The sequence below is a fragment of the Facklamia miroungae genome (genome assembly GCF_012396555.1).
Taxonomy (GTDB): Bacteria; Bacillota; Bacilli; order Lactobacillales; family Aerococcaceae; genus Facklamia; species Facklamia miroungae.
Genome location: NZ_JAAXPS010000002.1, coordinates 209989 through 228960 on the forward strand (window position 1 = coordinate 209989; position 18972 = coordinate 228960).

Annotated in this window: 15 protein-coding genes, 1 tRNA gene and 1 other annotated feature; of the genes, 12 read left to right on the top strand and 4 right to left on the bottom strand. The window is 34.2% G+C overall.

From position 1 onward, the window contains the following. Positions 1-23: 23 nt before the first annotated feature. The 4 genes from HF969_RS03070 to HF969_RS03085 are packed head-to-tail and all read left to right on the top strand — an operon-like array spanning position 24 to position 5723. Positions 24-1292, top strand: coding sequence for a metallophosphoesterase family protein (locus tag HF969_RS03070; protein ID WP_090289304.1), 1269 nt, complete (start codon positions 24-26; stop codon positions 1290-1292). Then, on the top strand, positions 1282-4107 hold the full coding sequence (locus HF969_RS03075; protein ID WP_090289305.1) for an ATP-binding protein: 2826 nt from the start codon (positions 1282-1284) through the stop codon (positions 4105-4107). The genes HF969_RS03070 and HF969_RS03075 overlap by 11 nt, the downstream gene beginning before the upstream one ends. After that, positions 4108-5055, top strand: coding sequence for a 3'-5' exoribonuclease YhaM family protein (locus HF969_RS03080; RefSeq protein ID WP_090289306.1), 948 nt, complete (start codon positions 4108-4110; stop codon positions 5053-5055). It begins immediately after the preceding gene. Positions 5056-5063: 8 nt separating this feature from the next. After that, the gene (locus HF969_RS03085; protein ID WP_090289307.1) at positions 5064-5723 is read left to right on the top strand and encodes an SRPBCC family protein; all 660 of its coding nucleotides are present in this window, start codon (positions 5064-5066) and stop codon (positions 5721-5723) included. 98 nt (positions 5724-5821) lie between these two features. Here HF969_RS03085 and HF969_RS03090 read toward each other — a convergent pair whose 3' ends face one another. The 3 genes from HF969_RS03090 to HF969_RS03100 all read right to left on the bottom strand — a co-directional run bounded on the left by HF969_RS03090 (position 5822) and on the right by HF969_RS03100 (position 7776). Further along, on the bottom strand, positions 5822-6838 hold the full coding sequence (locus HF969_RS03090; protein ID WP_090289308.1) for a peptidylprolyl isomerase: 1017 nt from the start codon (positions 6836-6838) through the stop codon (positions 5822-5824). A gap of 146 nt (positions 6839-6984) precedes the next feature. Then, positions 6985-7341 carry a YtxH domain-containing protein gene (locus tag HF969_RS03095; protein ID WP_090289309.1) on the bottom strand — a complete coding sequence of 119 codons (357 nt, stop codon included), beginning with the start codon at positions 7339-7341 and terminating at the stop codon, positions 6985-6987. Next, complete coding sequence (locus HF969_RS03100) at positions 7342-7776, bottom strand: HIT family protein (RefSeq protein ID WP_090289310.1); 435 nt, start codon at positions 7774-7776, stop codon at positions 7342-7344. A 247-nt stretch (positions 7777-8023) separates the two neighbouring features. Here HF969_RS03100 and HF969_RS03105 point away from each other — a divergent pair, with 247 nt between their 5' ends. Both HF969_RS03105 and HF969_RS03110 read left to right on the top strand, forming a co-directional pair. Further along, the gene (locus HF969_RS03105) at positions 8024-8785 is read left to right on the top strand and encodes a hypothetical protein (protein ID WP_090289311.1); all 762 of its coding nucleotides are present in this window, start codon (positions 8024-8026) and stop codon (positions 8783-8785) included. 1023 nt (positions 8786-9808) lie between these two features. Beyond that, entirely contained in the window at positions 9809-10759 is a 951-nt protein-coding gene (locus tag HF969_RS03110; protein WP_090289312.1) for a hypothetical protein, read from the top strand. Positions 10760-11160: 401 nt separating this feature from the next. Here HF969_RS03110 and HF969_RS03115 read toward each other — a convergent pair. Then, a tRNA-Arg gene (locus tag HF969_RS03115) sits at positions 11161-11232 on the bottom strand. Between the two features lie 161 nt (positions 11233-11393). Between HF969_RS03115 and HF969_RS03120 the strand changes: the two genes are divergently transcribed. The 6 genes from HF969_RS03120 to HF969_RS03145 all read left to right on the top strand — a co-directional run bounded on the left by HF969_RS03120 (position 11394) and on the right by HF969_RS03145 (position 18517). Then, a complete protein-coding gene (locus tag HF969_RS03120; RefSeq protein ID WP_143406543.1) occupies positions 11394-12512 on the top strand; it encodes a hypothetical protein in 1119 nt (372 codons plus the stop codon). A gap of 189 nt (positions 12513-12701) precedes the next feature. Beyond that, entirely contained in the window at positions 12702-13313 is a 612-nt protein-coding gene (locus HF969_RS03125; RefSeq protein ID WP_090289313.1) for a 50S ribosomal protein L25, read from the top strand. Positions 13314-13432: 119 nt separating this feature from the next. Beyond that, on the top strand, positions 13433-14563 hold the full coding sequence (queG, locus tag HF969_RS03130; RefSeq protein ID WP_090289314.1) for a tRNA epoxyqueuosine(34) reductase QueG: 1131 nt from the start codon (positions 13433-13435) through the stop codon (positions 14561-14563). A gap of 4 nt (positions 14564-14567) precedes the next feature. Further along, on the top strand, positions 14568-15095 hold the full coding sequence (locus tag HF969_RS03135; RefSeq protein WP_281241368.1) for a tRNA (cytidine(34)-2'-O)-methyltransferase: 528 nt from the start codon (positions 14568-14570) through the stop codon (positions 15093-15095). 33 nt (positions 15096-15128) lie between these two features. Then, positions 15129-15355 (top strand) — a binding site (T-box leader). A 39-nt stretch (positions 15356-15394) separates the two neighbouring features. After that, a complete protein-coding gene (serS, locus tag HF969_RS03140; protein ID WP_090289316.1) occupies positions 15395-16687 on the top strand; it encodes a serine--tRNA ligase in 1293 nt (430 codons plus the stop codon). A 285-nt stretch (positions 16688-16972) separates the two neighbouring features. Continuing rightward, the gene (locus tag HF969_RS03145; RefSeq protein ID WP_090289317.1) at positions 16973-18517 is read left to right on the top strand and encodes an ATP-binding cassette domain-containing protein; all 1545 of its coding nucleotides are present in this window, start codon (positions 16973-16975) and stop codon (positions 18515-18517) included. Positions 18518-18972 lie beyond the last annotated feature (455 nt).

The following is an 18972-nucleotide window of genomic DNA, read 5'->3' on the forward strand; positions in this document are numbered from 1 at the left end:
AATTTTGGAGAGAGGAGACCGAAATGCGTTTCATGCATTTTGCTGACTTACATTTAGATAGTCCTTTTGCTGGAATGCAAAAGCAGTATCCAAGTTTACAAGAAGTCTTAATCCAAGCACCTTATAAAGCTTTTCATCGAGGCGTTTCTTATGCTATTAAAGAGGGTGTGGATGCTGTTATTATTGCAGGGGATATTTACGACACACAAAAACAAACGATTTATGCCCAACATGCTTTTTTAAAAGAACTAGAGCGATTGGAAAGAGCAGAAATTCCAGTCGTTATTTGTCATGGGAATCATGATTATTTGAACAACCAACGCTTGTTCGTTCAGTATCCGGCAAATGTTTATGTTTTTAGAGAGGAATCGATTGACTATATAGATATTAAAACGGCTGAAGATATTACTTGTCGGTTTTATGGTTTTTCGTATTCTCACCGGTGGATTCATGAATCTAAAGCTAAAGAATTTCCCATTAATCCAAAGGAAACAGATTTTACCGTTGGGGTCTATCATGGAGAGTTGTTAGGCCAAAACCAAATAGGTAATTATGCGCCTTTTACCATAGATGATTTATCTTCGAAAAATTATGATTATTGGGCCTTAGGTCATATTCACCAAGGAATTCGTTTATCTCAGTTCCCTTTAATTCAATATGCAGGTAGTCCGCAAGGTAGAAACCGCTTAGAAACTGGGGAAAAGGGTGCTTACATAGTAACTTTTAATGAAGATCGAAACGTAGACTCTGAATTTATTCATTTAGCTGAAATTGAATGGAAAGACGAGAAAATTGAATGTCAGGAAAATTGGCAAATCAACGAACTTTTATGGGCAATCAATGATTTAGTTGACAATTATAAAGACGAAGTCGATAAGGGATTACCTTCTAAGATCATATCTTTGACCTTAACGAATGCTCAGCGTCTTCCGATTGACTTGCAAGAGCAAATTGAAAAGGGAGAGATTGAAACGATTCTGACAGAACCTCAATCGACAGAACAGTTTGCCATCATTGTGCGGGTGAAACTTGAACGCCAGATGGTTCTTGATGCCTTTGAGTATGATCAAACATTAAAGGCAAGTTTTAAAGAGGCTTGTCTGGAGATGGCTAAAGGTTCTGCATACAAAGAGAGTTTAGAAGAAATGTTTGATCACCCGGTCATTAAACAAAGAATGCCCGATTTAATCTCTGATGAAGAGTTGAAGAAAGAAACAATTCAATCGGCTAAAGAACTGATGATTCAAGCAATTGGATTTGAATTTAAGGAGGCGGTTGAACTTGAAGATTAGCACTTTAGATATTTACGGGTATGGAAAGTGGGTCAACCAACGCTTTGACTTAGATAATCAATTACAGTTAATCTTTGGCCAGAATGAGGCAGGTAAATCAACGCTTCAGTCTTTCATTCGAAGTATCCTTTTTGGGTTTCCTTCTAAACGTCGTCGCATTAATCAAATTAATCGTTATGAGCCCAAACTTAGTGAAGTTTATGGTGGTAGAATTCTACTTACTGATACGACCTATGGGGATATCTGGGTAGAAAGAACGAATAAGGGACTGACCTTGACTGATACTCACGGTCAAGAGTTAGATCAGCAGGTTTTAGATCAAATCTTGGGCGGTTTGGATGAAAATCTTTTTGATTCTTTTTATGCTTTTTCACTGCAAAATTTGCAAGAATTATCTAACGTTGATGCAGACAAATTAGGCGATTACTTTCTTTCGATTGGAACAGTGGGTTCGGATAAGTTTCTTTCGGTAGCCAAGTATTTTGAAAAAGATCTTGGTCAAATTTATAAATTAAAAGGGAAGAATCCGAAACTAAACCAAGCCCTGTTTGAATATGAGGAATTGGCTCAGTCGATTGAAAAGATGAAGACGAATATGGCTCGGTACGATCAATTGTTTGAGCAACAGCAAGAAGAAATTCAAAAAATTGAAATTCTCAATGAAACGATTCAGCAATTAGAAGAAGAACAACGACAACTTGATCAATTAATGACTCGTTATGATAGTTATCAAAAAGATAAAGCAGCTCAAAGAGAGTTAGAACAACTCGTCTATACCAAAATGGATCCAGAACTTCCAGATAAACTAGAAGAGGCAATTCAGTCTAAAATTGAAAGCCAAAAGACTATTCAACAGATGGAAGAACGGATCCGTAATCTTAATAATGAAATGAGTGCATTAACCCGTTTAATTTGGGGCAAAAATCATGCCGATCAAAGAAGAATATGGTCGAGTGAAACTTCGCATATAAAGGAAGTTGATTTACGCTTAGAACATGTATTAGAGCGAATTCAAGAACAAACTAATACGATGGCAAGACTAGCTAGAGAAGGGCAATTTTATCCAGAAAAAGTAAAAAAGACTTCTGAATTTGATCGTGAAATCGAAGAAGGGTACGAGTTGCAGGCTGCAATTGATGACCTAGAAGGACAGAAAGAATCCTTGCAAGCTCAAAGAAAAGTATTTCTTGACCAGCGGAGAGAGCTACAAACCTACTCAATCACTGTCAGACAACAATATGCTAAGCTAGAAAATATGCGCATGAATGAAAAAGCCCAAATGCAACAGGCTACTAATTTCAGACACTATTTTATTGGGATTTTGGCTATCTTAGTGGGTATAATTATTGGGGTTTATCACACTCTGAAACAAACAGGAATTAATTTCCGCTGGATTGCGTTGATATTAATAGGTATAGGAATTTTATCAACACTTTATGTTTTTTTTGAGCATCAAAAATATAAAAAGAAATATAATTCTTCACCAGCTATTGAAAAAATGGCCGAATTACAAAGCAAAGATCATCAGTATCATGAAAGAAGTCAAGAACTGGGTAAAGATATTAATCAAAGAGAAGCTAATTTGCGAGCGATTGAGAATGAACTCGCTAAAAAGAAACAAGAACAACAACGATGGTTAGTAGCCTTAGGTTTTTATCCGACGGCGGATGCTGAGATTATTCTTAAGTCGAACCCTGTTAAAGAATATTTTCAAGCTGAAACGATTCGACAACAGTATGAAGAAGAACGTAACGATCTAAATGTTGAAGTAGCTAAATGGCGTAAACAGATAACGCCGTTGCTTGAACGTTTTCCATTAGGCGATCAAAGTATAAAAGTCTTGATTCATCATATCGAAGAAACAGAAGTATCGATTGCTCGGCAAGTTGAGCGAGGTAAGGCGATGGAAGAACGTATCAATAATGCTCAAGAAATCATTTCACAAGAGAAAATCAATCTAAATAATCAAATTAGGGTGATTGAAGAAATCTATCAATCAACCAATTCATTTGATGAAATAGACTTTAGACAAAAAGTTCAAACGAATAAACAGATTCAACAGCTAAAAGAAAAGCGTGAATTATATAGTGATCAAATAAAAGGTTTCGAAAATGAAATGGCCGGTATTGATAGTAAACAATCATTAATTAATCAATATAATAAGGTTCAAAACGAATTAACACTTAATAAAAGTCGAATCCAACCCCATCAATATCAACGAGCCAATATAGAAGTAGCTCTTAATCAGTTGGAACAAGATGGTAGTTATCAAGTCTTACAGCAAAAATTGGAAGATAAAAAAGCAGAAGTCTTAAATGGTATTCAAGAGTGGAGTAAGAAGAAAATAGCGGTTGAATTAATTTACCGTACGCTCAGACAAGGCATGGATAATCCAATTCCTGAAATGAACAAAATGGCCAACGAAATCTTTTCTAAATTAACCTATGGACGTTATAATCAGATTAAGTTGAATAAGAATGGGATTAAAGTGAAGCAGTTTTCAGACGTACTTTTTGCCCCCCATGAACTTTCGCAAGGAACACTTGAGCAATTATATGTAGCATTACGTTTAGCGTTTATCGCAAATGCGTCATCAATGGTATCAATGCCTATCTTAATAGATGATGCGTTTGTGAATTTTGATGAGGTACGTAAAGCAAGCATGTATCAAGTACTAGAGACAATCAGTCAGAACCATCAAGTCCTATTCTTTACTTTTGATCAGCAAGCTGCTGATACACTAGCAGTTGATAGCATGATTAATTTAGATGATTTGATCGAAAATATTTCAACTGAGACAGAAAGGGAGAGCTAAATGAGTTTATTATATGAAGTAAAAGAAGGAGACGAATTTGGCATTTACGTCTTAATTAAAGCCGCAGATGTTAGAACCGCGCGTAATGGTAAGCCATTTATTGCTTTTCGTTTCCAAGATCGGTCCGGCTCAATGGACGGTATGTATTGGTCTGCCACTGAAGAAGAAATTAATAAGTTTCAAGTAGGAAGAGTGGTCTTCTTAAGGGGAGATCGCGATAATTATCAAGGCAGCCCTCAAGTAAAAATCAAAGCTCTTCGTTTAGCTGAAGAGGGCGAACCAAACGATCCCACTCTTTACGTTGAAAGAATTGATATGAAAATTGATGAGATCAAGGAACAGATTAATGATGCTTTATTCCAAATACATGAACCGAATATTAATCGGATTGTGCGCAAGATTTTAAGTGAACATGAAGAGGCATTTTATACCTTCCCTGCTGCTAAAAGAAATCATCATGCAATGGCTGGTGGTCTTAGTTTCCATACCGTTTCGATGTTAAAGATAGCGAAAGCCATTTTAGAAATTTACCCTCAATTGAATTCAAGTCTCTTGATTGGAGGACTTATTTTACATGACATAGGCAAAACAATTGAGCTTTCGGGAGCAATTTCAACTGAGTATACTTTTAAAGGAAAAATGCTCGGCCATATTGTTATTATGTCAGAAATGATTGATCAAGTTTGCCAGCAAATTGGTATTGATCCGGATAAAGAGCCCGTGGTATTACTTAAACATGTTGTTTTAGCTCATCATGGGAAGTTAGAATATGGTAGTCCAGTCCAACCACGTTTATTAGAAGCTGAAATTCTCCATCATATAGATAACTTAGATGCAACTGTCAATATGATTACTTCTGTCTTAGATAAAACAGAACCAGGTAAAGAAAGTGCTCAAATTTATCCACTTGAGCGCCGTAGTTTTTATCAACCGAATTTTAGAAAGTAGGAATAAGAATGACCGAAAATAACAATCAAAAGAAATGTAATTGCCAAGACCATGGTCATCACCACCAACCCGGCCATGAATGCCAATGTCAACATAATAAATCTATTTCTGATCATGAATGTGGTTGCCAACACCACTCCAGTCATAATGAACAAAGTGGTTGTGGGTGTCATCATAATCATTCATTTGATCCGCAAGTAGATTTAGGATTTTCATTATTTTTTGAAGGTGAGATTGATGCAAGCCCTGAAGAGGTATGGAAACACCTTACAGATAATGAATTCTTATCTCAATGGAATCCCGATATGGTAATGATCGATTGCACGCCTGGTGGGTCATTTAAAATAATTAGAAATGATGAAGATCATCAGTTGATGTTGACTGATGTCGAAGAAGGTCATTTATTAGCATTTTTATGGGGCAATGATGATATTGTTTTAAATTTAGAAGCAGGCGAGATAAATAATACACTCTTTACGTTTGAGTATTGGTTTGCAGATAAAGAAGGAGCGAATGCAGAGGATGTCGTGCCTTGGTTAGTAAATCTTTATGAACTTGAATACTTTATTAAGAATAATGATCAACTTGATTCTCAAGACCTTACGAGTTCATTATTAAGCGAAATCAGTCTGTTAATTGAAGATCAACAAGCACGACAATTAGATTAAACTTTTAAATTAAAGTAGCTAATATTACTTATAGAATGCAAAAAGGTTGAGGATTTATGTCCTCAACCTTTTATTAAATTTTACTCATTTAGAGTATCTTATTCAGCAGGAGCCTCTTCAGCAGGAGCCTCTTCAGCAGGAGCCTCTTCAGCAGGAGCTTCTTCAGCAGGAGCTTCTTCAGCAGGAGCCTCTCCAGTTGGAGCTTCTTCAGCAGGTTGATCGGCTAAATTAATGAGATCATCTACTGCATTTTTAAGTTCGGGGTCTTCAATCTTCAAATCAGAATTTTTAATGAGTTCCCCTACAATGCCATAGGTGAAGTTTGAATCAGCATACTTACTTTGTTTATAAGCTTCTATAACTTCTTCGCGACTTTCTTCTAAAGGTTTTTTCTCGCCATTATTAATTGTTTTTATTACATGATATCCAAATTCAGACTTAACAGGTTCAGAAGTCATTTCACCATTCGCTAGAGATTTAACCGCTTCTTCGAATTCTGGAACCATTTGTCCGGGAGAAAAAGGTGCTAAAAGTCCACCATTTTGGGCTGAACCATCCTTAGAAACCTCTTGAGCTACGGCATCAAATTCTTCACCATTATTGATACGTTCGATGGCATTCAATGCTTCTTCTTCTGTATCAACCAGAATATGTTGGGCTTCCATCATTGGTTGATAATCATTGTCATAGAAGTTTTGAATCGCTTCATCAGACATATCAATGCGGCCTTCAACAATTTCTTGTAAGAGGTTACGAATATATAATTGGTATTCGTATTGTTCAACACTACCTATTTGTTGATAGGATAAGAATTGTTGGAAAACTTCCTCGCCCCCCAATTCTTTAATTTGAGATTGAACTTCTTCAGCTGCTTTTGTCTTAGCGCCTTCAGCATCTTCAACATTCTCAATGAGTACAGCTTCAATGATTTTAGAACGCAAAGCTGTCGCTCCAAATTGTTCTTTCATGTTCTTATAAAGATCTTCGGCTGTAATCGTTGTATCACCAATTGTGGCGATAACACCTTCTTGAGCTGATACACTCGTTAAGTTAGGCAAAGCTACAATTGCAACACTCGCTGCTGTTAGAATCCATGTACGGATTGATTTTTTCATAATACTTTTCACTCCTGTAGAACTACTGTGATTTGCTAAATAAACTAGCATGACTTTATCTTAACATTTAATCATTAGAAAAGGTAATTAAAGCTTGAAATTCTTAAAAATATCATATTTTTTTAAAAAATTAATACAGAGGAATATTAATTTTTTTTGACTTGCTTTAATTGTGTAACAGTTTCCAAATCTTTATTCAATTGATTTAAATTCCCCTTAATTCTTCTCATTCTTGGCTGTGTCTCATCTTCGAATTTATTTTTAGTTTGTGTGATTAAATGCGAAAGAAATTTTATTGTTTGTTTACTTTCATAATTTAGTGTTTTAATAGAATTATTAAATCGTTCATAATCTTGGTCCATCTGGTCAAGGTCGACTTGCAAGTCATTATATGCTTGTTTTAGTTGATACCGAGTTTTTTCACCGGATTGTCTAGCGTTCATAAGACCAGCGAGAACACCAAGTGCCAATCCAGTAATGAAACCTTGTGGAAAATTTTTCATTTAACTCACACTTTCTATCGTTTTTTTAATCGATGCAGCTAATTGCTGAAATTCATCATTCGTATAGGATTTAGAATTATCTGTGAAACTCAGTTTAAAACCTTCTTCTGTTTGGTATCGGGGAATGAGATGAATATGTGAATGGAAAACTGACTGATAGGCTATTTCTCCATTATTATTAAGAATATTCATTCCTTTAACTCCTGGCAGACTATCTTGAATGGCATTGGCAATCTTTGGAATTCGACTAAAAATGCTACAAGCCAAATCACTGTCATATTCAAAGATATTTTTAACGTGTTTTTTTGGAATAACAAGCGTATGCCCTTTTGTAACTTGAGTGATATCTAGAAAGGCATATACTTCATCATCTTCATAGACTTTAGCGCTAGGAATTTCACCGTTAATAATTTTACAAAAAATACAATCTGTCATTTTGCACTCTCCTTTTAACTGTCTAACTTTTCTTCTATAGCATATCATAATTTAAAAAGAAAGGTTATTAATTCCCGTTAAGAGGATTACATTCATAAAAAATTCATATCCAATAAGGGAGAAGAAGTTAAATTCATTAAATATTCTATTTTAACTCAAGTCTCCTTAATAATAGGTGTGGTATAATAGTTCCGTTGAAGAAGGTATTCTATTATATAATATAACTAGTATAGGAGGTAGGATAAATTTGAAAAAAAATAAATTTCAAAATAAATGGATGCTCCTAAACATTTTAGGCCTATTTTTCATCTTATTATTAAATCCAAGTGCAGAAATATATGGGCAAGAGGAAACATCACAAGATCAAGTGGTAATTGACCAAAGTGAAGAAACTACGAATGAAGAGGTCTTTGAGACTACAGAAGAATCAGTAATGGAAGAGGTTATCGATGCTAGTTTATTTAAGGAAGTCATTCCATATGCGCGGTATTTAAATTATCAATATGTAGGTGATGGGAGCAAATTTACCTCTAAAGATATTATTATGGAATTTATGCCTGATGCTAATGGCATTTTCCAAGTGGCAGAATTCACTGATACTGAAGCTGTTGCATACGTTTATCAGATTCGCCCGGAAGGTCTTTATGAGCTTGCATATTTTGAGAATTACACAGTTGTTGAAGACCTACGCTATTCTCCCGATGCACAAGATGAGACAGTGTCACTGGTTTTACCAGTTGATTTAAGCGAAGGAAATATCTTTAAATCAGGTTACCAAGAAGAAATAAAGAAAAAAGTAATTGGAACGGTTGATACTGTAACAATTGGGCAAGATATCTATAATCAAGTGTTGATTATTGAAGAAATGGAAAAGAATGATGGCGATACAATTCGTTCGTATTATGCAAATGAAGCAGGTCTAGTTCTCATTGAACGTATACATCCTGATGGGTCAACTTCTCCCATTATTTATTTGAATTCTAAACAAGGATCAATTATGGATCAATAACCGATGAACTATGCTGAGTTTAACTTATTAACAAAGCACCCTATTTACTTTTGAACTCAAAAGTAATAGGGTGTTTTGTTTTTTGTGTTTAATTAAATATAATTTAGCCATATGATCGTTTTGATTTGGCTTATCGTTTTATACGATAGAACGAACGTGGCTCATTAAAAATAGTATTCTTTTTTGAAGAAATACCGCCGTTGAAAGACGTGGAACATTATAATAATAGTATTTCTAATGGATCAGATAGAATAATGAAAATAGCAGAGCAACAAAGTTTGGATAATCAAGTCATAAAAATATGTTGTTGTCAGTAGCAATTCCGTTATTAATAAAAACTTAATATTTGCTGGAATTACAAAGATTATAGGAATAGTTGAATCCGTACGGATAGTTTTATGCGGTTACAACACTGTATCATTTATTATTGGAGTTAGAACGTTACCATCTTTAGTTTCCGCTTTATTAAAAGGAACAAGTTTCGAAAAAAAGGATGTTAAAGAAAAAATGAAAATGATTAGACACTTATTCTAATATTTTAGTTGGTTTAAATTATTCACAACTTTTTCAATTGAGAGTGGAGTTATTTCTAAGTATCTATATAATTGGTAAAGATAGTGAAACTTCACTAATACGACTCACGTTCGTGTAATTTAACTCAAAGGAGTCATTATATGAGTGTGGATCCTTCTTGTTTAAAATTTTAAGCAGCAAGAGAGTATCAAAACCCCAAGATTTCAAAGTGAATGGTCTTCTTCCTATCAAAATATATAGCAAGTCATAATAAGAATTATTATACAAAATAATAAATATATAAAAGATAAAATATTTTATAATGAAACAAGTTGATATATTAGAAGAAGAAAGATACGAGAAAGCAATAGAAGATAAAACTATTTAAATAGCATGGAATATAAAATACTAAAAAAAATAGAAGAAGCAAAGAAAAATCAACACGATTAAAATTGCGTGAAAGGGTTTTAAAAGTAGTTTAAAATAAGGGTTAAATGAGGTGTAAAGTGAATGAATGAAAAATTAAAAATGTCCTTTGTTGGAGCAGCAGCAAAATTCAACTATGATTTAAATAGTTTGGAAGAATTAACAAATCCAAAAAGGGTAGATCAATATATTTTATCTGAATTAAATGAATTACTCGAATTAAATAATAAAAGTGTGATGCAAGCTAGGGCTGAATATTTTAAAATACCTGGAACTGTTCCATCTGATTATGAACAAAAATTAATTCGGATCGAAGATTCTGATCAGTATGTATTGGCCGGAATTCGACATTTTGGTCAAAACCCAAAAAAACCTTTTATTTATATATGGGCGAACTTTAAAATAGAAGAAAATAAGATGGAAAGTATAACTAAAAACATCCTTCCGTATTTTGAAATTTTTAATCCTTTACATATTAGTTATATGTGTAGCCCTAAATTATTGTCAAAACATGAGAATAGTAATAATTTTAGTGTTTCACAAAAATTTTATATTGCTAATTTAAAGAGAATACACGCACACACATTTCCTAATAAAAATAAAGAATTAACTCTAGAAAAGATTGAAAATCAGGATTATTACAGTTGGTACGAAAAGGAATATAGTCTGTTTCATCAGATGGCCCCAGAAATGAGGGATATAGTACCTGTAAATAATTTTGAGTTAATGGAAAAATGTCGAGAAGAAAATTTACTGTACTATGGAACCGTAAATAATGAAAAAGTGGGTTTAATTGCAGCGGAAAAAAACGATATTTTTGGTATAAAAGGTATCTATATCAATGAAATTATGATTGCGAAAGACTATCGTGGAAATAAATATTCAGAGAGTTTGCTGGCCAATTTTGCGGCCAGTTTACCAAAATCAGTCAAGGTATTGTGGAGTCACATCGATTCTAGAAATATTCCATCTACTAAATCAGCCTTAAATTTAGGTCAAAAAGTATTTAGTATTGAATGTTTTTATAAGTTATAAAACCTATAAACCTTCAGATAAAATATAAGTTTGTCTTACTCTCAATTAAGTAAAACTAATAAAAAAGGCTGAATAAAGTAATAGATATAAAATAGGGTTAGTTTTTAAGCTCTTTCTTTTTTTATTTTGTTTTGTAGTTTGTTATAGAGTGAGTTTGTATAGTTAGATAAATCTAGTGTGAATCAGCTAAATTTTTAATTTAATTACTTTATATAATTAGATAAAATGATTAGATTATATGATTGAATAAGATTTTTAATCAAACGCGGTGCAAAATAAGTGCAAAATCTTTTTATATTCTTTTATTTTTATCAAAATAAAAAAATGCCCTTAAAGGCTATTGTATAACCATTTGAAGACATTATTTTATATTCTTTTATATTCAAGATATAGATAATTAATACCGCCGGAGGGAATCGAACCCCCATCGAAAGAACCGGAATCTCCCGTGATATCCATTACACTACGGCGGCCTAACAGTAATTGATTATACCAAAATCTTATTTATAAAAGCAAGCCAATTTTTATTCTTTTGCATAATATCAGTAATTGAGTATGTATTACTAGACATTCAAGAATAGTTTGATTAAAATTTAGGTAGTTTAATGACTATGAATAAGGAAGGAAGATTGTAATGAATTTGAAAAGCTCATTTTTAAAAGGATCTTTATTATTAGGTTCAATGATTCTATTAGCTGCTTGTGGCAATACAAATGATGACAAAGAAACCGCTTCAACCGATGTTACTACTAGTCAAAAAACCACTGAGGAAATAACCACTAAAGAAGAAACCACTAAAGAAGAAACCACTAAAGAAGAAACAACCAAGGAAGAAACAACCAAGGAAGAAACAACCAAAGAAGAAACAACCAAAGAAGAAACAACCAAGAAAGAAACAACCAAGGAAGAAACCACTAAAGAAAAAACCACAAAAGAAGACCAAGAAACAACCGAGGAAGAGAAGAAGACTACTAAGGAAGAAACCACTAAAGAAGAAAAGCAGACTACCGAGGAAGAAACAACTGAAGAGGACAAGGAAACAACAAAAGAAAAAACAACCAAGGAAGATGACGAGACAACTAAAGAAAAAACCACAAAAGAAGTTGAAGAAACAACTAAAGATGAAGAAACAACTAAAGATGAAGAAACAACTAAAGATGAAGAAACAACTAAAGATGAAGAAACAACTAAAGAAGAAGAAGCGACTGATGAAGACGGCGAAACAACTATGGAAGACCAAGAAAAAGATGAGTCAGACATTTTAGCCGGACTACCTGCATTGGACGATTCAATTGATCTTAAAGATGGAGAATATGTGGCTGTCTCTAAAGAAAATGAACAAGGATGGGCTTTGGAGCATAAGATTACTGTTGAAGAGGGCAAAATTACTAAATCCGATTTTAATTATGTCAATGATAAAGGTGAAAAATTAACGAAAAAAGACGAATATAATCTTCAAATGGAAGAAGCAACTGGAATGACCGTTATTGAAGCGATTGAAGAGATGAACGAAGCCTTCTTAGAAGATCCTTTTGCAGATATTGATGTTGTAACTGGCGCAACACAGACCAGTGATGCTTTTAGGCTTTCTGCTTACACACTGGTAAAAGCTGCTCAAGAAGGGGATGAAGAAGAACAAGAAATCGACTTAGAAAAGCATTCAACGAAAGATGATGAAGAGAAGTCTTCTTCAGATGAAAAAGAGGAAGAAAAACTTGAAATAACTACAACCACTAAGAAATCTAAGAATTAGATACTGGATGAATTATTAGATAGTATAAAAAGTGAGCCGATCCAATTTTTCTGCTCACTTTTTATTTTTTTCTTCAGCTATTAAGAAAATACTGGTATTGTTGGATTTTTTTTGATATGATAATTTATGTGTAAAAATTACAGCAAATACGCATCTTGTATGCAATAAGTAATAAAGGAGCTTTAATATATGGCAATTAGTGCAGAATTAAGAACAAAAACAGGTACAGGTGCTTCCAAACAAGCACGTCGCGAAGGCAAAATTCCAGTTATATTATATGGTCATGAGTTAGAAGCAACTGCTTTGTTAGTGGACCGTCGTGAATTTGAAACCATTCTAAAAAAAGAAGGTTCTAACGCGGTTTTTGATTTGAATTATGATGGAAAAACACAAAAAGTAATTCTTAAAGACTTTTCAAAAGCAGCATTAAAAGATACATTCTACTCAATTGACTTAGAAGCTGTTTCAGCTGACCAAACAATCACTGTTGAAGTACCATTGAATATTATCAATGAAGAAACAGTTAAATTAGGTATTGTTGAATTAACCTTAAATACAGTTCAAGTTGAAACAAAACCTGATATTATTCCGAACTCATTTGAAATTGATGTTACTGGTATGGAAATCGGCGATACTAAAACAATTTCTGACTTAGAAGTTCCTGAAGGAGTTAAGATCTTAGATGAATTGGAAGAAACAATTGTAACTGTTTCTGCTCCATCTGAAGAACCAGAAGAAAATGAAGACGCAGAAGAAGTAGAACCTGAAGTCATCGGTGCTAAAGAAGAAGAAGCTGAGTAAAAATAAGATCAGTAAGCACAGTAAACGCTTAGCGTTTATTGTGCTTTTTTAGATAGGAGGTGGCCAATCTGATCACTAAAGAAACGGCGAATCGAATAAAACAGGTTTTAAAAAATTCAATGGAAGAATTTGCGATTGATAAGATTGGCTTTGCCTCAGCGGAGCCCTTTGTTCACTTTGAAGACAGTTTAAGGGAACAAAAGGCCAAAGGATTTACCACTGGGTTCGAGCATCCTATCATAGAAGAGCGTATTTATCCTGAAAAGATTTTTGAGGGTGCACAATCGATTATTTCGATAGCCCTAGCTTACCCTAGCAGAATGGATAATAATCTACCTTATAACAAAGAAGAGCGGCGGGGAAGTTTTGCGCGAGCATCATGGGGCGAAGATTATCATCATATTTTATCTGATCGAATGCAAAGAATTATTAACTTTATAAAAAATGAAATTCCTGATGCGCGTTTTAAACCGATGGTTGATACAGGAGAATTAATGGATGTAGTAGTGGCTGAACGAGCTGGATTAGGCTTTATAGGGAGAAACGGCTTATTAGTCACAAAAGAATTTGGTAGTTATGTCTATCTTGGTGAAATTATTACTAATATTCCTTTTGCACCAGACTCAAAAGTTGATTATGGCTGTGGTGATTGTAATCGATGTATCACTGCTTGCCCCACTCAAGCATTATTAGGGGATGGTCGTATGAATGCTCAACGTTGTTTATCTTATCAAACCCAAACTAAGGGGCATCTGGCAGAAGAATTTCGGCGGAAAATCACTCATGTCATTTATGGATGTGATATTTGTCAAATGACTTGTCCATATAATAAGGGCATCGACTTTCATAATCATCTTGAGATGGAGCCGAATCCAGAACATGTGACTCCTGTTTTAAAAGATATGCTCAATCTATCTAACAAAGAATTTAAAAAACAGTTTGGTCATCTAGCGGGCTCTTGGCGCGGAAAGAAACCGTTGCAAAGGAATGCGATTATAGCATTAGCCAATTACCGCGATCAGACAGCTTTAACTTATTTATTAGATCTGATTGAAAATGATCCTCGACCAGTTATTCGAGCAAGCGCCGCTTATGCTGTTAGCGTTATACAAAGAGAAAAAAACCCCTCAATGGTCGATTTAATTCAGCAACAACTCCAAAGAGAAAGTGATCCAGAAACAATTGAAGAGATGCAAGATGCGATCGACCGGTTACAAAGCAAAAAAAATCGAAAAAGTAAAAGGAGCTAGACGTTTGAAAAATCATATTGTACTTTATGAGCCACTGATGCCCGCCAATACTGGTAATATATCAAGAACTTGTGCGGGAACCAACACTTGTCTTCATTTGATAGAACCACTCGGTTTTTCAACGGATGATAAAATGTTAAAGCGAGCAGGTTTAGATTATTGGAAACATGTTGATATTACTTATCATAAAAGTTTACCAGCTTTCATGGACTTTCTGGGGAATCGTCGTTTATTTCTTATTAGTAAGTTTGCTCCTAGAGTATATAGTGAAGCTGATTTGGCAGATCCGATGATCGATGAACAATTTTTTATCTTCGGAAAAGAAACCACTGGGCTACCAGAAGAATTTATGGAAAAATATAAAGATCAGTGTTTAAGAATACCTATGAATGACCAACACATACGCTCTTTAAATCTGTCAAATACTGCTAACATTATTATTTATGAGGCTCTCAGACAGCAGAATTTCACTGGTCTAGAAGCTGTACATCATTACCGAGATACTGAAAAAGCGCAGAGACTTAAATGGTAATTACTTGACAAATAGAGGCGGTTTAATATAATTAATTTAATAGTTAGTACGAATAGTAGCTGAAGTAAGGGTCAAGAAGAAAGTTGGCGGTTGATGCAAGCTAACCACTTGATTCAGTGAATCCACGTATCCAATCTGCTTTATGAAAGCTTAGCATAAGTAAAGCCGGTCATCACCGTTATGATGTGAGTGTAAGAATCACAACTAACGATTCTTAAAAACGGGTGGTACCGCGGAATTAAGACCTTTTCGTCCCAAATATGACGAAGGTCTTTTTATTATATAAAGGAGGAATCTTTATGTTAGACAGACGGTATTTAAGAGATCATATCGATGAAGTGGCTGAAAAATTGAGCCATCGCGGTGTAAAGGCTGAACTTTTAAAAGAATTTCAAGAGTTAGACCAAAAGAGGCGATTAGTACTTGGGCAAGTAGAAGAGAAAAAAGGCATACGTAATAAGGTTTCGCAAGAAATTGCTACCATTAAACGTAACCAAGGAAATGTTGATGAGCAAATTCAGTCTATGCAGGGTATAGGTCAAGAAATCGCACAATTAGATGAAGAACTTAATCAAATTGATCATTTGCTTGCTCAAATTGAACATGGGTTACCTAATATTGCCCATGAATCTGTTCCAATCGGTGAAGATGAAGAAGACAACCTTGAAAATCGGCGTTGGGGCCAGGCTACAAAGTTTGACTTTGAGCCCTTAAATCATTGGGATATCGCAGAAAACTTAGGAATCCTTGATTTTGATCGAGCAGGAAAAGTCACTGGCTCTCGGTTTGTCTTCTATAAAGGATTAGGCGCACGATTGGAACGAGCTATTTACAACTTTATGCTTGATACTCATACAGGTAAAAATGGTTATACAGAGGTTATTCCACCGTATATTGTCAATGAAAAGTCAATGTTTGGGACTGGCCAATACCCTAAATTCAAAGAAGATACGTTTGAATTGAATGATGATCGTAACTTTATCTTAATTCCAACTGCAGAAGTTCCTTTAACGAACTACTACCGTGATGAAGTAATTGCAATGGAAGATTTGCCCGTTAAGTTTACAGCTATGTCTCCTTCTTTCAGGTCTGAAGCAGGTTCAGCAGGACGAGATACCAGAGGACTCATCCGGATGCACCAATTCCATAAAGTGGAAATGGTCAAATTTGCTCATCCAGATACTTCTTATGAAGAATTAGAAGCCATGGTTGAAAATGCAGAAGGTATCTTACAAGCCTTAAAATTACCCTATCGTGTCATTACTCTATGTACAGGAGACATGGGCTTTTCAGCGGCTAAAACTTACGATATTGAGGTGTGGGTTCCTGCTCAAGATACTTATCGCGAAATTTCTTCTTGTTCAAATACTGAAGCTTTCCAAGCACGACGTGCTATGATCCGCTATCGAAATGCTGAAGGCAAATTAGATTATGTTCATACTTTAAATGGGTCAGGCTTAGCTGTTGGTCGAACAGTAGTTGCTATTTTAGAAAATTATCAACAAGTTGACGGAAGTGTCAAGATTCCTGAGGTGCTAGTACCTTATATGGGTGGAATTACTGAAATCACTAAAGAAAATGCAATGGGCTAAAATAAAAACCTTTTCTTGAGTTTTTACTTAAGGGAAGGTTTTTTGTATAAGATTTTATGAGAAAAAAATTGAATTGAGTGAAAAGATATGTTTTAATTAAAGTAACTTAATAAGAGGGGTGTTACATTTGAATAATTTCTAAGAAAGCAGCATGAATAGAAGTGACTTCTATTTATTGTGGCCTTTTTTAGAAAGTATCAAATGTTATATAGGAGATACTTCTATTCTATTCCAAGCTGCTAAACATAATTGATATTTGGCACAGGAGTAGAAGGGAGTTTTTTTATGTTACAAGTAAATAATCTGCATGTATACCATAGTATGGACTTCGTTAAAATTATTGATAATCTGTCTTTTATTATTCATCCGGGGGAAAAAGTAGCAATTATTGGCGAAGAAGGTAATGGCAAATCTACACTATTAAAGTGGTTAGTGGATGACGAATCGCTTAGTAACTATTTAATTATTGAAGGAGAGAAAATAAATCATTTTAGTCAGATTGGTTATCTTCCTCAACAAATGAAAGAAGAAGATCTCAACTTAAGTATTAATAAGTTCTTTTTCTCAAATGTGGATCCATTTTTGATGGATTATAATAAAATGATAGAATTCGGTAAAAGAATGGGTTTTGATTTGGATCGGGTATATTCTGATCAAATAGTGAGATCATTGTCAGGTGGTGAAAAAATAAAATTATCGCTTTTACGATTAATAGCTCAAGAACCTGATTTAATACTACTAGATGAACCATCGAATGATTTAGATATTGATTCGATAATGGGTTTAGAGAAGTTTATTAGAGAATGTAAGCAAGCAATATTGTTTGTTTCACATGATGAATCTCTACTTGAATCAACAGCGACTTCTATTATTCATTTAGAGCGACTGTTGCATCGGAAGGATCCCCATCATACAGTCTCTAAATTTTCCTACAAGGACTATCTTTTTCATCGTGAGCAAAGCCTAAGCAGCCAGCAAAAAGACTATGAGCAAAATGAAAGAATGTATGCTCAAAAATTTGCTCGTCAACAAAAGCTTGAATCAGCTTTGCATTATCGTTTAAATCATACTAAGGATTCAACAAGTGGTAGACTGTTGGCGAAGAAAATGAAGACCGTCAAGTCAATGGCCAAGAGATTTGAAAGAGAGTATCAACAGGGAAGTCAAAAAGTGTTTAGTGAAGACCCCATTGAAATTTATTTTAAAAATTCCATTCCAATCGCTAAATCGCGAATAATCATGGAAATAAGAAATCTTAATTTAAAGATTGAAGACCGATTACTTGTATCAAACATTAATTTATCGGTTCAAGGACAAGATAAAATAGGAATTATTGGAGCTAATGGGGTTGGTAAATCAACGCTTTTAAAATATATGTGGTTTTTATTCAATCAAGAAACTGATAGAGAAGGAATTATTTCTGCTTATATGCCTCAAAACTATAATGAATTCATCGATACTAACTTGACACCGATTCAATTTCTTACTAAGGAAAAAACGAGCGAAGAATTAACACAAATAATGACTTTTTTGGCCAGTATGAATTTCATGCCTGAGGAAATGACACACTCTATCAATGAGTTATCAGGAGGACAACGAGCAAAATTATTCCTATTAAAAATGGACTTTATGGGAGCAAATCTCCTTTTTTTAGACGAACCAACTCGCAATTTTTCACCGAATTCGCAACCAGAAATACGGAAAGTATTAAGAGAATTTCCAGGAGCTATTATTAGTGTTTCACATGATCGTTTATATTTAAATGAAGTATGTGATCAGATGTATCTACTTCAACCCGATGGGCTTAAAGTCTTTAATTCAATTGGATGACTTATGTATAAAATTTAGCGAATAGTTAATCCAATCGTGTAACGCCTCCAAAAATTAGACCTAAAATTTTACCCTTTTGAGAGTCACATCACTATTGACGCATGACCGTCGAATTTAAAACTTGGTATGTATGTAAATAAGAAGAAAGGTCGAAAATCATTTAAAGCTTAAATTATAAGTACCTTCTTATATTTATAAAAGACCTTAGTATCAATCTTATAAAAGAAAACGAGGGGGGGATGAGTCTGCTAGTGTATCGATAAGCAAAGTATTAGTGACTGTTTAATTCGCTTACAGCCTTTCAGTAACATCCAAGGAGAATTCTTTTTTCCTTGACCTCTCAGAATGACTAATGGGCAAATATTTAAATCATAGTACTAACATTATGCAAACAAAAGAGAGAGTTAATCAAATGGTTAACTCTCTCTTAGATCTAAATTTGGGTGTTACTTCAT